The 14,351-nt window shown below is 64.1% G+C and carries 13 protein-coding genes; 12 read left to right on the plus strand and 1 reads right to left on the minus strand.

Annotated features, from left to right (window positions below; translation table 11 throughout):
• Positions 1-20: 20 nt before the first annotated feature.
• Positions 21-1,268 carry a pyridoxal phosphate-dependent aminotransferase gene (locus tag FFS45_RS29935; protein ID WP_137958250.1) on the minus strand — a complete coding sequence of 416 codons (1,248 nt, stop codon included), beginning with the start codon at positions 1,266-1,268 and terminating at the stop codon, positions 21-23.
• A gap of 636 nt (positions 1,269-1,904) precedes the next feature.
• On the opposite strand from FFS45_RS29935, the gene FFS45_RS29940 reads away from it, so the two are divergent.
• The 12 genes from FFS45_RS29940 to FFS45_RS29990 all read left to right on the plus strand — a co-directional run bounded on the left by FFS45_RS29940 (position 1,905) and on the right by FFS45_RS29990 (position 14,290).
• Positions 1,905-2,279 carry an Mth938-like domain-containing protein gene (locus FFS45_RS29940; protein WP_137958251.1) on the plus strand — a complete coding sequence of 125 codons (375 nt, stop codon included), beginning with the start codon at positions 1,905-1,907 and terminating at the stop codon, positions 2,277-2,279.
• Positions 2,280-2,537: 258 nt separating this feature from the next.
• Positions 2,538-4,352 carry a glycosyltransferase family 39 protein gene (locus tag FFS45_RS29945; protein ID WP_137958252.1) on the plus strand — a complete coding sequence of 605 codons (1,815 nt, stop codon included), beginning with the start codon at positions 2,538-2,540 and terminating at the stop codon, positions 4,350-4,352.
• Positions 4,353-4,377: 25 nt separating this feature from the next.
• Positions 4,378-4,749 (plus strand): SMR family transporter, encoded by a 372-nt coding sequence (locus FFS45_RS29950; protein ID WP_137958299.1) that lies wholly within the window; start codon positions 4,378-4,380, stop codon positions 4,747-4,749.
• A gap of 167 nt (positions 4,750-4,916) precedes the next feature.
• Entirely contained in the window at positions 4,917-6,068 is a 1,152-nt protein-coding gene (locus tag FFS45_RS29955; RefSeq protein ID WP_137958253.1) for a DegT/DnrJ/EryC1/StrS aminotransferase family protein, read from the plus strand.
• 6 nt (positions 6,069-6,074) lie between these two features.
• Positions 6,075-7,127, plus strand: coding sequence for a glycosyltransferase (locus tag FFS45_RS29960; RefSeq protein ID WP_137958254.1), 1,053 nt, complete (start codon positions 6,075-6,077; stop codon positions 7,125-7,127).
• Entirely contained in the window at positions 7,124-8,059 is a 936-nt protein-coding gene (locus tag FFS45_RS29965) for a formyltransferase (RefSeq protein WP_137958255.1), read from the plus strand. Before FFS45_RS29960 ends, FFS45_RS29965 begins: the two co-directional genes overlap by 4 nt.
• A complete protein-coding gene (locus FFS45_RS29970; RefSeq protein WP_137958256.1) occupies positions 8,056-9,102 on the plus strand; it encodes a bifunctional UDP-4-keto-pentose/UDP-xylose synthase in 1,047 nt (348 codons plus the stop codon). Before FFS45_RS29965 ends, FFS45_RS29970 begins: the two co-directional genes overlap by 4 nt.
• A gap of 11 nt (positions 9,103-9,113) precedes the next feature.
• Positions 9,114-10,010, plus strand: coding sequence for a polysaccharide deacetylase family protein (locus FFS45_RS29975; protein ID WP_137958257.1), 897 nt, complete (start codon positions 9,114-9,116; stop codon positions 10,008-10,010).
• Between the two features lie 161 nt (positions 10,011-10,171).
• A complete protein-coding gene (locus FFS45_RS29980) occupies positions 10,172-10,633 on the plus strand; it encodes a peroxiredoxin (protein WP_137958258.1) in 462 nt (153 codons plus the stop codon).
• A gap of 102 nt (positions 10,634-10,735) precedes the next feature.
• Complete coding sequence (locus FFS45_RS42795; RefSeq protein ID WP_279607915.1) at positions 10,736-10,867, plus strand: hypothetical protein; 132 nt, start codon at positions 10,736-10,738, stop codon at positions 10,865-10,867.
• Positions 10,868-10,972: 105 nt separating this feature from the next.
• On the plus strand, positions 10,973-12,826 hold the full coding sequence (locus FFS45_RS29985; protein WP_137958259.1) for a PhoH family protein: 1,854 nt from the start codon (positions 10,973-10,975) through the stop codon (positions 12,824-12,826).
• 255 nt (positions 12,827-13,081) lie between these two features.
• Positions 13,082-14,290, plus strand: a complete 1,209-nt coding sequence (locus FFS45_RS29990) for a C40 family peptidase (RefSeq protein ID WP_137958260.1) — start codon at positions 13,082-13,084, stop codon at positions 14,288-14,290.
• Positions 14,291-14,351: the final 61 nt, after the last annotated feature.

A 14,351-nucleotide genomic window follows, 5' to 3' on the forward strand; every position in this document is an offset into this window, starting at 1 on the left:
TGATACGGTTCGATACTACTTTAGACTGCGTGACGTTTGCGGTAGCCGTCGAGGAAACGGGCGATCCGGTTGATCGAATCGGCCAGGTCGTCGACATTCGGCAGGAACACCACACGGAAGTGATCCGGCGTCTTCCAGTTAAAACCGGTACCCTGCACGAGCAGCACCCGTTCGGCCAGCAGCAGTTCGAGAATGAACTGCTGGTCGTCTTCGATCGGATACATTTTCGGATCGAGGCGCGGGAACATGTACAGCGCCGCTTCCGGCTTCACGCAGGTGACGCCGGGGATGGCCGTGAGCATGTCGTAGGCGAGCTCGCGCTGCCTGTACAGGCGGCCGCCCGGCACGATCAGGTCGTTGATGCTCTGGTAGCCGCCCAGCGCGGTCTGGATTGCATACTGGCCGGGCACGTTCGGGCACAGGCGCATCGAGGCGAGAATGCCGAGCCCTTCGAAATAATCCTTGGCGCGGCGGCGGTTCTCGCCGGTCAGCCCCGAGATGAACATCCAGCCGGCGCGATAGCCGCACGAGCGGTAGCTCTTCGAGAGGCTGTTGAAGGTCACCGTCAGCACGTCTTCGGAGAGCGCCGCCATCGACGTATGCTGCTTGCCGTCGTAGACAATCTTGTCATAGACCTCGTCGGCGAAGATCACGAGGCCATGCTGGCGCGCAATCTCGATCAGGCCGAGCAGCAGTTCGTCCGAATATAGCGCGCCGGTCGGATTGTTCGGGTTGATGACGACCAGTGCGCGCGTGTTCGGCGTGATCTTGGCGCGGATGTCGTCCAGATCCGGCATCCAGCTATTCGCTTCGTCGCAGGTGTAGTGCACGGGCGTGCCGCCCGACAGGCTCACGCCCGCCGTCCACAGCGGGTAGTCAGGCGCGGGCAGCAGCACTTCGTCGCCGTCGTTGAGCAGCCCCTGCAGCGCCATCACGATCAGTTCCGAGGCGCCGTTGCCGATGTAGATATCGTCCAGCTCGACGCCATGCACGCCCTTTTGCTGGGTGTAATGCATGATCGCCTTGCGCGCGGCGAACACCCCTTTCGAATCGGAATAGCCCGACGAGCCCGGCAGATTCAGGATCATGTCCTGGATGATCTCGTCAGGCGCCTCGAAGCCGAACGGCGCGAGATTGCCGATGTTCAGCTTGATGATGCGATGGCCCTCTTCTTCGAGCCGCTTCGCATGCTCAAGGACCGGCCCGCGGATGTCGTAGCAGACGTTCAACAGTTTGTTGGATTTGAGAATCGGTTTCACGGCGGACACTTCATCCTGGGTAAGTAGGGGGCTAACAGGCAGCCTGATAAGGAACCTAGGGAGCCGCCCGCAACACACTGGTCACGGGTGGAAAGGCATCTGAATGCGAAGCGGCCGATTCATGCGCGGCGCCCGCGGGCTTGTCTGACTGGTGCTCGCGGCGGGTTACGCCGGGTGCGCCAGGATGCTGAAAGGAAATCGTTCAAGGTCCCTTTGGGGCCTCTCAGGGAGCCTTCCGGGAACCCTGAGGCAGCCTCGGGTGCCTGATCAGGTACCCGAGGGCGCCTTCAAGTGCCTCCAGAGGCACCTTCAGGCACCGTCAGGTTCCTTGAAGCAGCCCTCAGCCAGCCTTAAGGAGCGCCTGATAGGCTGCTTCACCCTGCACTGACCCGGCGCGTTTGGCCGGGTGGCCGGCAGCGGCTTCGGGTGTGGCTTCAGGTGCTGCTTATGGCGGCACGCGAAGCGGGGGGCGCCGCTCCCCGGCTAAAAAGTTATAATTTAGCGGATTTTGGCCGACTTCCGCAATGCACCAAGTGCATGCAGACGCCCTTTCGGCCCCTTCGCATTCATTGCGCGACGCCTTTGCGACAGGTTTTGGGGCACTCATTCGGCAAGAATCGGCAAGAACGACTTCGGAAAACGAATTTGAAATTACACCAGGATTCGAGCGGCGCCCTCAACACCGTGACCGGCTACGGCGCCGGCTATGTCGAAATCAATCTGCAGCGCCATGTGGGCAGCATCCTCGTGATGCCGGAGGCAGGCGTCATTCCCTGGCCGGTGGCTTCGTTCGAAGCGCTGAGCCCGGAGCATTTCGCGATGCTGGTCGGGCCGGCGCCCGAAGTGGTCATTTTCGGCAGCGGTGAGCGGCTGCGTTTTCCGCATCCGCGGCTCACCGCGGCGCTCGCGGCTCATCGGATCGGTGTCGAGACGATGGACTTCAAGGCCGCCTGCCGCACCTACAACATTCTGATGGCCGAGGGCCGCAAGGTTGCGGCCGCCTTGCTGATCGAAGCGTAATCCGCGGCTCGGTTGCGGTCTTGTTGCGCCGGTATCGTAAACTGCGCGTCAGCCGCCGGCGGCCGACCCGGCCCATCGGGCCGCGCGTGACTCGCCGTATGCGCCGGGCTGGTCGCAAGTTGCCCTGCGCAAGCGGCATTCCGCGACCGGCCGTCCGCAACCGGCCGTCCGCAACCGGCCCTGCGCAGCCAGAGGTCCGCTCCTAACAACACCAACACGCCGCCTGTGCGGCGTCGCAAAAGAACAGGCTAACCATCCATGAACGATACGCCGTCCCGGCTACCGCTCAACCGCACCGCCCTCCTGCTGCTGGTGCTCGTCCTTGCCCTGATCTGGTTCGTGCCGCTCGGCTGGCGCCATCTGCTGCCAAGCGACGAAGGCCGCTACGCCGAAATGGCGCGTGAGATGTTCCTGACCGGCGACTGGATCACGCCGCGTTACAACGGCTACAAGTACTTCGAAAAGCCGCCGCTGCAAACCTGGGCCAACGCGCTGACCTTCGCGTGGTTCGGCATCGGCGAATGGCAGGCGCGGCTCTACACGGCGCTTACCGGCTTCGCGGGCGTCCTGCTGCTCGGCTACACCGGCGCACGCGTGTTCAACGCCGCCACCGGCGTGTTCGCGGCGATCGTGCTTGCGACCTCGCCGTACTGGAACCTGATGGGCCACTTCAACACGCTGGACATGGGCCTGTCGTTCTGGATGGAGCTGACGCTGTGCTCGCTGCTGCTGGCCCAGCGCCCCAACCTGCCCACCGGCCAGGTGCGCCTGTGGATGTGGGTCTGCTGGGCGTCGATGGCGCTCGCGGTGCTCTCCAAAGGCCTGATCGGCGTGATCCTGCCGGGCGCGGTGCTGGTGCTGTACACGCTGGTCGCCCGCGACTGGGCGCTCTGGAAGCGCCTGCACCTGATCGGCGGCCTGATCCTGTTCTTCGCGATCGCCACGCCCTGGTTTGTGCTGGTGCAGCAACGCAACCCGGAATTCCTCAACTTCTTCTTCATCGTTCAGCAGTTCAAGCGCTATCTGACGCCTGAGCAGAACCGCCCCGGCGCGTTCTACTACTTCGTGCCGGTGATCCTCGTGGGCTTCCTGCCGTGGCTGACGGTGAGCGTGCAGAGCGTGCGCCATGCGCTGCGCGTGCCGCGCCAGCCGAACGGCTTCGCCCCGGTCATCATGATGCTGGTGTGGGCGGTGTTCATCTTCCTGTTCTTCAGCGCATCGCATTCGAAGCTGCTGTCCTACACGCTGCCGATCGCCCCGGCGCTGGCGCTGCTGATCGGCATGTATCTGCCGCTCGTCACACCCGCCATGCTGCGCCGCCACCTGGTGGGCTACGCGGTGTTCCTGCTGCTCGCGGGGTTCGGCGCACTGCTGTTCATGGGCCGCTTCGGCGACTCCCGCAATCCGAACGAGCTGTACGTCGCCTACCGGAGCTGGGTGGTGGCCGCGCTCGGTGTCGCCTTTGTGCTGACGCTTGCCGCGCTGTGGCTGAATCGCCGCAGCGGCAACCGCGGCGGCAACGGCACAGGTAAAGGCATCGGTAACAGCAACAGCATCGGCAACGGCATCGGCGGCGCCGTCGCCATGTTCGGCGCCGCATGGCTGCTGCTCGGCACCATCGCCGGCACCGGACACGACGTTTTCGGCCGCCTCAGTTCCGGCGCGCCGCTCGCGCCGGCCATCAAGGCGGCGCTTGCCAGGCTGCCGCCCGACACACCGTTCTATTCGGTCGGCGTGCTCGATCACACATTGCCGTTCTACGTCGACCACACCATGATCATGGTCGAGCATCCCGACGAACTGGCCTTCGGCGTCTCCGTCGAACCGCAAAAGTGGGTGCCGACAGTGGCGCAATGGGTGCAGCGCTGGGACGCGGAGCGCTATGCGCTCGCGCTGATCCCGCCGGACCGCTACGAAAATCTGCTGGCGCAGCATGTGCCAATGCAGGTTGTCGCGCGCGACTCGCGACGCGTGATCGTGGAAAAACCCAGCGCAGAAAACCCCGGCGCCGCCGGGACTGGCGCCGCACAACCCGATGCGGCCAGCCCAGCCATGGCAAAACCGCAGCAATGACCCCATATCAGGATCTAAACCCTTGATGAATCCGATTTCGCTCTTTTGTATCCTGGCGGGCGTCACGCTGAATGCCTGCGCGCAGTTGTTGCTGAAGGCCGGCACGAATGCCGTTGGACACTTCGAATTCACCCGTGCGAACATCCTGCCCATCGGCTTCAAGCTGGCTACCCAACTGCCGATCATCGGCGGGCTGGGTTGCTATGTGATCAGCGTGGCGGTGTGGGTGGTCGGGCTGTCGCGCGTGGACGTGTCGATTGCCTATCCGATGCTGTCGCTCGGCTATGTGGTCAACGCGATCGCCGCCTGGTATCTGTTCGGCGAGGTGCTGTCGGTCCAGCGGCTCGTCGGTATCGGCATCATCCTGATCGGTGTGGTCGTGCTGGCGCGCAGCTAGGCTGGCGTAAGGGACCGTAAGCAGCACGCGCGGAGGACTTAAACTCTCGCACAACGCCGCCCGGTCCTGCCGAAGTATGCTTGCCGGCTTGCGGCGCCGTTGTCGCCCTTTGCTGCTTTTTGCTGCCCTTTTTTGGTGCCGCCCTATTTCTTTCGAGCGAAGCATTCATGAGCCAGTCATCAGTCCCGTTTTTGCCGTTTGTCCGTCCGGAAATCGATGAAGAGACCATCCAGGGCGTAGCCGAGGTGCTGCGCTCCGGCTGGATCACGACCGGCCCGCAGAACCAGGCGTTCGAGGCCGCGCTGTCGGAATTCTGCGGCGGCCGTCCCGTACGCACCTTCAATTCCGGCACGGCGACGCTGGAGATCGGCCTGCGCATTGCCGGCGTAGGCGTTGGCGACGAAGTCATCACCACGCCCGCCTCGTGGGTGTCCACCAGCAACGTGATCTACGAAACGGGCGCGACGCCGGTGTTCGCCGATATCGACCCCAAGACCCGCAACATCGATCTGGAGCTGCTCGAGAAGGCCATCACGCCGCGCACCAAGGCCATCATCCCGGTCTATCTGTCCGGACTGCCGGTCGACATGGACCGCCTCTACGCCATCGCCCGCGCCCACAAGCTGCGCGTGATCGAGGATGCGGCCCAGGCCTTCGGCTCGACCTGGAAAGGCGAGCGCATCGGCAAGATCGGCGACATGGTGTCGTTCAGCTTCCACGCCAACAAGAACCTGACTTCGATCGAAGGTGGCGCGCTGGTGCTGAACAACGAGGAAGAAGCCATCCTCGCCCAGAAATACCGCCTGCAAGGCATTACCCGCACGGGCTTCGACGGCATGGATTGCGACGTGCTCGGCGGCAAATACAATCTGACGGATGTGGCGGCGCGCGTCGGCCTCGGCCAGTTGCCGCATCTGGAGCGCTTTCTCGAGCAGCGCAAGAAGCTCGTGCGCGCCTACTTCGCGGGCCTGGAAGGCGGCGCGGCGGTCAAGCTGGGCGTGGGTCTGCCGTTTGCTGACTTTGAAAACAGCAACTGGCACATGTTCCAGATCACGCTGCCGCTCGAGAAACTGTCGCTCGACCGCGCCGGTTTCATGGGCCAGCTGAAGGAACGCGGCATCGGTTCGGGCGTACATTACCCGGCGATCCACCTGTTCTCGCTGTACCGCGCGCGCGGCTTCAAGGAAGGGATGTTCCCGCACGCAGAGCGCTTCGGCGCCACCAATGTCACGCTGCCGCTGTTCACGCTGATGAACGAAGGCGACGTGGCGCGGGTCTGCCACGCGGTCAATGAAATTTGCGAACAATACGGAAAATAAGCGGAAATGAGTCAAACGGAACATCGCTCCCCGATGTCTGATACGCCGGAAGTCTCGGTGATCATCCCGGTGTACAACGAGGAAGCCGGGCTGGCCGCGCTGTTCGCGCGCCTCTACCCGGCGCTCGATGCGCTCGGCACCGGCTATGAAGTGATCTTCATCAACGACGGCAGCCGCGACAAGTCCCCCGCGCTGCTGGCCGAGCAGTTCCGCAACCGGCCGGACACCACCCGCGTGATCCTGCTGAACGGCAACTACGGCCAGCACATGGCGATCCTGGCGGGCTTCGAACAGTCGCGCGGCGAGATCGTCATCACGCTCGACGCCGACCTGCAGAACCCGCCGGAAGAAATCGGCAAGCTGGTCGCGAAGATGCGCGAGGGCTACGACTACGTGGGCACGATCCGCCTGCAGCGCCAGGACAGCCTGTGGCGCCGCAAGGCCTCGCGCGCGATGAACCGCCTGCGCGAGCGCATCACCCGCATCAAGATGACCGACCAGGGCTGCATGCTGCGCGCCTACAGCCGCCACATCATCGACACCATCAACCGTTGCGGCGAAATCAACACCTTCATTCCGGCGCTGGCCTACACGTTCGCGCAGAACCCGGTTGAAATCGAAGTCGCCCACGAAGAGCGCTTTGCCGGTGAATCGAAGTATTCGCTCTACAGCCTGATTCGTCTGAACTTCGACCTCGTGACCGGCTTCTCGGTGGTGCCGCTGCAGTGGCTGTCGTTCATCGGCGTGATCCTCTCGCTAGGCTCCGCCGCCCTGTTCGTGCTGCTGCTGATTCGCCGCTTCATCATCGGCGCGGAAGTACAGGGTGTGTTCACGCTGTTCGCCATTACGTTCTTCCTGCTCGGCGTGATCATCTTCGCGCTCGGCCTGCTCGGCGAGTACATTGGCCGGATCTACCAGCAGGTGCGTGCGCGCCCCCGCTATCTGGTGCAGACGATTCTCGAACAGCGCAACGGCACGACCGTCGCCGAAGCGCCGCGCCAGACGCTGGTGCAAGCCGTCCAGCCGGCCCCGCTCGTCAATCAGGGACCCAACTCATGAAGCCACGCGCGGTGGTATTTGCGTATCACAACGTCGGCGTGCGCTGCCTGCAGGTGCTGCTCGCGCGCGGCGTCGACGTGGCGCTGGTCGTCACCCACGAGGACAGCCCGAGCGAAAACATCTGGTTCGGCAGCGTCGCCGCGGTGGCGGCGAGCTACGGCATTCCCACCGTGACGCCGGCCGATCCGCGCAGCGACGAGCTGCGCGCCGCGGTCAGCGCCGCGCGGCCCGACTTCATCTTCTCGTTCTATTACCGCCACATGCTGCCGGTCGAGCTGCTCGCGCTGGCCGCGCGCGGCGCCTACAACATGCACGGCTCGCTCCTGCCCAAGTACCGCGGCCGCGTACCGACCAACTGGGCGGTCCTGAAAGGCGAAACCGAAACCGGGGCCACGCTGCATGAAATGGCGGCCAAGCCCGACGCGGGGGCCATCGTCGCCCAGACGCCGGTGCCGATCCTGCCCGACGACACGGCTGCGCAGGTGTTCGACAAGGTGACCGTGGCCGCCGAGCAGACGCTCTGGCGCGTGCTGCCGGCGCTGCTCGCCGGTGAGGCGCCGCATCTGCCGAACGATCTGGCGCACGGCAGCTACTTCGGCGGGCGCAAGCCGGAAGACGGCCAGATCGACTGGAGCCAGCCGGCCCAGGACGTCTACAACCTGATTCGCGCAGTCGCGCCGCCCTATCCCGGCGCGTTCACCGAGATCGACGGCCAGCGCTTTATCGTCGCGCAGGCGCGTCTGGCCCGCCCCGGCGCGCTCCGCTCGGATTTGCCCCTGGGCCTCCACGTAAGCGATAATGCCGTTTTTGCGGTGTGCGGCGATGGCCGCGCCATCGCCATCCACGAATTGCGGCGCCAGCACGATGGTGAAGAGCCCGTCGTCTCCCCAGCCGAATTCACCCAGTTCATTCAATCTTCCCGTCATTCATGAAAAAAGTCCTGATTCTGGGTGTGAACGGCTTCATCGGCCATCACCTGTCCAAACGCATTCTCGAAACGACCGATTGGGAAGTGTTCGGCATGGACATGCAGACCGAGCGCCTCGGCGACCTCGTCAATCACGAGCGGATGCATTTCTTCGAAGGCGACATCACGATCAACAAGGAGTGGGTCGAGTATCACGTCAAGAAGTGCGACGTGATCCTGCCGCTCGTCGCCATCGCCACGCCGGCCACCTACGTGAAGCAGCCGCTGCGCGTGTTCGAACTGGACTTCGAGGCGAACCTGCCCATCGTCCGTTCAGCGGTCAAGTACGGCAAGCACCTCGTGTTCCCATCCACCTCCGAGGTGTACGGCATGTGCACGGACGAGCAGTTCGACCCGGAAGAGTCGCAACTGTCCTACGGCCCGATCAACAAGCCGCGCTGGATCTACGCGTGCTCGAAGCAGTTGATGGACCGCGTGATCTGGGGCTACGGCATGGAGGGCCTGAATTTCACGCTGTTCCGTCCGTTCAACTGGATCGGCCCGGGCCTCGATTCGATCTACACGCCGAAGGAAGGCAGCTCGCGCGTGGTCACGCAGTTCCTCGGCCATATCGTGCGCGGCGAGAACATCAGCCTCGTGGACGGCGGTGCGCAAAAACGCGCCTTCACGGATATCGACGACGGCATCGGCGCGCTAATGAAGATCATCGAGAACAAGGACGGCGTCGCCACCGGCAAGATCTATAACATCGGCAACCCGACCAACAACTTCTCGGTGCGTGAGCTCGCGCACAAGATGCTGGCGCTGGCCGCGGAATTCCCGGAATACGCACAGACCGCCAAGCAGGTGCAACTGGTCGAGACCTCGTCGGGCGCGTACTACGGCAACGGCTACCAGGACGTGCAGAACCGCGTGCCGAAGATCGACAACACCATGCAGGATCTTGGCTGGGCGCCCAAGTCGACTTTCGACGAAGCGCTGCGCAAGATTTTTGAAGCGTACCGCGGCCACGTCGCGGAAGCGCGCGCCCTCGTCGAACAGCAATAAGGGCGCCCGTCTTGCCTCGTATCGTTCTGAAGATCGACGTCGACACGCTGCGCGGCACCCGCGAAGGCGTGCCGAACCTCGCCCGCATCTTCGACCGCTTCAAGGCGCGCGCCACCTTCCTGTTCAGCCTCGGGCCCGACCACACCGGCTGGGCGATGCGCCGCGTGCTGCGGCCCGGGTTCCTGCAGAAGGTGTCGCGTACCTCGGTGGTCGAGCATTACGGCATCAGGCAGTTGATGTACGGCGTGCTGCTGCCGGGGCCGGATATCGGCGCGCGGGCGGCGTCCGAGATGCGCGCGATTCACGAAGCCGGCTTCGAATGCGGCATCCACACGTGGGACCATGTGTACTGGCAGGACAACGTGCGTCACCGCGCGCGCGACTGGACCGTCGCGCAGATGCAGGCGAGCCACGAGCGTTTCATCGAGATCTTCGGCGCGCCGCCCGTCACGCACGGCGCCGCGGGCTGGCAGATGAACGGCCATGCGTTCGAGCAGATCGACGCGTGGGGCATGCACTACGCGTCCGACGGGCGCGGTCATTCGCCGTATTTCCCGGTGGTGGACGGCAAGACGCTTTCGCATGTGCAGATGCCCACCACGCTGCCCACGCTCGACGAAGTGCTCGGCGTCGACGGTGTCGATCTGGGCAACGTTGCCGCGAGGATGCTCAAGCGCACCGAGAACAATCCGCACGACCAGGTGTTCACGCTGCACGCAGAACTCGAAGGACAAAAGCTCGCGCCGGTGTTCGAACAACTGCTCGAAGGCTGGCGCGCACAAGGCCACACGTTTGCGACCATGGGCGACTATCACGCCGCGCTGGACCGCGACACGCTGCCATCGTACCCTGTCACCTGGGGTGAAATTCCTGGCCGCTCCGGCGAACTGATCATCCAGCCGTCGTGAGACTGCCGCAGTGGTTTCGGCCTGACCAACCGTCACCCTGCTAACTGGCTTCCGGCTGGCCCGCGCCTCGCGCGTACCGGTCACCTCCCCCCAGCCTCGATGCCAGGTCCGGCGATGCCGCTGCAAGGCGGCGCCACCGGCCATAACAACCGGAGAACCACGTGCCCATCGCAGTCGACCAACCCGTCCCCGACTTTACCGCCCCCGCAACCGGTGGCGACATCACGCTGTCCAGCCTTCGGGGCAAGAAGGTGGTGCTGTATTTCTACCCGAAGGACAACACGCCAGGCTGCACGACCGAAGGTCTGCAGTTCCGCGACCTGTATCCGAAGTTCAAGAAGGCCGGCGCCGAGATTCTCGGCGTCTCGCGCGACAGCCTGCGCTCGCATGACAATTTCAGGGCGAAACTCGAACTGCCCTTCCCGCTGATCTCCGATGCGGAAGAAAAGCTCTGCGCGCTCTTTAACGTCATCAAAATGAAGAAAATGTATGGCAAAGAAGTACGGGGAATCGAACGATCCACGTTTGTCATCGACAGCGAGGGCGTCCTGCGCCAGGAGTGGCGCGGCGTGAAAGTACCAGGTCATGTCGATGAAATTCTGGAGGCTGTACAAGCGCTGTGAGGCGCGTTATATTGGGCTGCAATGAGTGCCTGTCCACCCCATTCTTTCCGCGGCTGCGCCGCATATCACGCCTCTGTGGTTGAGGCAGTGAGGCGCAACGCGATGACCGAAGTCGAGCCGCTTGCCCCGTTTGCCGGGGCGGCGGCTTTTTTAATTGCGCGAAGCCGTTCATTTCTTCGGCCACGCGCTCTCGTCAAGGAGCCGATCGAAAACCAGGCGAACCGGCATTTCTAGACCGAAAGCGCGCCTCCGGGCGCAAACTGCGTGGACCTATCCGGCCCACCGGCAGAATGCGACAGGCGGCGCACGATATGTGACCCGATTTTTTTGAGGGAAACCATGCCTTTGCCTACCGCACCCAGCAAGCTCGGCAATCTCTTACCGGCTGACGAATACAAGGCCAAAGCCACGCCGGCCCGCTCCGCCCGAAAACAGGCGGTCGAAGGGGAGCAAGCAGAGTCGGCCGATTTCGGCCAGGCCAGCGTCGCCACACCCATGGCGCGCGCGGCCAATGCCGCCACTACCCTGCGGCCGGTTCCAGCCTCTTCTCCTTCCGACTCCGTCGAGAAGGCTGCTCCCACGCGCAGCCGCAAAAGCAAGCAGACCGCCGCGTTGCTGCAGCCGGTGCCCACGCCTGCCGCCCGTCAGGAACCGGCTCGTGCCGAGCCCGCCCAACCGGCCAGCGCCGAACCGGTCGTGGCGCGCGCCGGCAAGCAGCCGGCCAGCAGCCCCGCGGCTACCCCCGCTGCAACCGCCCGCGGCAGCGCCAAAAAGCGCAGCGGCTCGGCCGATCAGGTCGACATCCGCAAGCTGTTCGTGCTCGACACCAACGTGCTGATGCACGATCCGACCTGCCTGTTCCGTTTCGAGGAACACGACGTCTATCTGCCGATGATGACGTTGGAAGAACTCGACAACCACAAGAAGGGCATGTCGGAAGTCGCGCGTAACGCGCGTCAGGTGAGCCGCACGCTGGACGCGCTGGTCGCCAACGGCGGCAACATGGCGGACGGCATTTCGCTGTCGCGCCTGGGCAGCCGCGAAGCCGCCGGACGCCTGTATTTCCAGACCAAGCTGACGGATATCGAGCCGGTTGAAGGCCTGCCGCAAGGCAAGGCGGACAACCAGATTCTCGGCGTGGTGCGCGCCTTGCAGCGCGACCGCACCGACCGCCAGGTCGTGCTGGTGTCGAAAGACATCAACATGCGCATCAAGGCGCACGCGCTGGGCCTGCCCGCTGAAGACTACTTCAACGACCAGGTTCTCGAAGACAAGGACCTGCTCTATTCCGGTATCCGCGCCCTGCCGCAGGACTTCTGGACCAAGCACGCCAAGGGCATGGAGAGCTGGCAGGACACCAAGACGGGCACCACGTATTACCGTGTGACCGGACCGCTGTGCGCCTCGATGCTGGTCAACGAGTTCGTCTATCTGGAGCCGCAGAACGGCGAGCCGGCGTTCCACGCGCTGGTGCGCGAGCTGAACGGCAAGACCGCGTTGCTGCAAACCTTGCGCGACTACGGCCACCACAAGAACAACGTGTGGGGCATCACAGCGCGCAATCGCGAGCAGAATTTCGCGCTCAACCTGCTGATGAATCCGGAGATCGATTTCGTCACGCTGCTTGGCCAGGCCGGTACCGGCAAGACGCTCGTCGCGCTGGCGGCGGGTCTCGCGCAGGTGCTCGACGACAAGCGCTACAACGAGATCATCGTGACGCGGGCGACCGTGCCGGTCGGAGAGGACATCGGCTTCCTGCCGGGTACGGAAGAGGAAAAGATGCAGCCGTGGATGGGTGCATTCGACGACAACCTCGAAGTCCTGCAGAAAACCGACGATGCAGCGGGCGAATGGGGGCGCGCAGCGACCCAGGAACTGATCCGCTCGCGCCTGAAGATCAAGAGCATGAACTTCATGCGCGGCCGGACCTTCGTCGACAAGTACCTGATCATCGACGAGGCGCAGAACCTGACGCCCAAGCAGATGAAGACGCTGGTGACGCGCGCCGGTCCGGGCACGAAGATCATCTGTCTGGGCAATATCGCGCAGATCGATACGCCGTACCTGACGGAAGGCAGCTCGGGTCTGACCTACGTCGTGGACCGCTTCAAGGGCTGGGCGCACAGCGGGCACGTGACGCTGGCGCGCGGCGAGCGTTCACGCCTTGCCGATTACGCGTCCGATATTCTGTAAGACGCGTTTTTTAACCGCTGAGTCGTTCAAAAGCCGCGCCCGGGTCACGCCAGGCGCGGCTTTTTTTTGTCTGTGCTTTAGCGTGTTTGCCGGCCTTGAAAAAGCCGGAACGCCCGGCGTTTGCGTCCCGGCCAAACAACATTTAGCGCGTAAACTTCAAGTAATTTATCAACTTTGCTTGCTCAGGCTACGGTGGACCGGCTACCATCGCGACATCGCCCGCTTTAAGCGAGTGTTTACGCTCGCCTTGTCTGTATGCGCCGACTTGGGTTTTCGCTGCTGGTTCTCCTGCTGCTTGCCGCCTGTTCCAGCGCGCCGCAGCGGGTTTCGCGCGGCCCAAGTGGCTCTTCATATGCGTCCAGCAGCGGCGCCTATCGCACCACCCCACCCGGCTTCCCGAACTTCGTCGATCACAGCGTCGGACGCGAAGAAATCTCCATTCAGGCGATGAGCCTTGTCGGCATTCCCTACCGTTGGGGTGGCAATACGCCCGATAGCGGCTTCGATTGCAGCGGCCTGGTTCGCTATGTGGTGGCGCGCGCGGCCTCGGTGAATCTGCCGCGCACGACTGCGGACATGAGCGGGAGCGGCGAGTCAATCGAGCCGGATGAAGTCGCGCCCGGCGATCTGATCTTCTTCAACACCACCGGACGCCCGCATTCGCACGTCGGTATTTACGTCGGCAAGCTGCGCTTCGTCAATGCGCCGTCGACCGGCGGCACGGTGCGGATCGATTACCTGACCAATCCCTATTGGGCCAAACACTTCGACGGCATTCGCCGGGTCGCCGCGCCGACCCACGCGCCGACGCCGTTCGAGGCGCCGACCTATCAGGCGTCGAGCCCGCCGGAGAAGGGGGTGCCGGCGGCGCCGCAAGCATCTTATGCGGGTGCAGCCGTGATCCCTGCCCAACTGGCAGCGGAGCCGCAACCGGCCTATGCGGCAGCGCCTGCTGAAGCGCCGTTGCAACAGCAGCAGCCGCAACGCTTTGCAGCCACGACGCGCGCCCCGCTGACGGCAGGCGCCGCCCAGCCGGCTGTCGAGCCGGCTGCTGCTCCGGCCGATGCCTTCGAGCCGCCGCCTCCGGCCATGAGCGCCGCGCAAATGCAGGCGCGTGAGGCGGGTTCCGTTGCACCGGCTACGGTTCCTCCTGCCGAACGGTCGCAAGCCAACGCAGAGGCGATGACCGCACCCGCTTCCACGGCATACGCGCCGGTGCGCTCCGCCGTACCCGCCAGTGTCGCGCACGCAGAGGACCCGATCGACGCCGCAGCCGACGCCTTCGAACCACCACCGCCCGCCTCCGTCGCTGTTCGCCAGGAACAGCAGGCAGGCGCCACCAGTTCCGCTGGTTCAGCGAACGGCGTGCAGATCATTCGCGCCTCGACCGGTTCACGCGGTGTCCCCGCCCCCACGCAGTCCAGCGACGATCCGATCGCGCACTTCGCCAACGGCAACTTCTGACGGCATCTGACAGGGCGTAGCGAGTCTCTGCTTCGGGCAGCCAACCATCCGGCCCGCCAAA

This window comes from Burkholderia sp. 4M9327F10 (genome assembly GCF_005503145.1).
Lineage (GTDB): Bacteria > Pseudomonadota > Gammaproteobacteria > Burkholderiales > Burkholderiaceae > Paraburkholderia.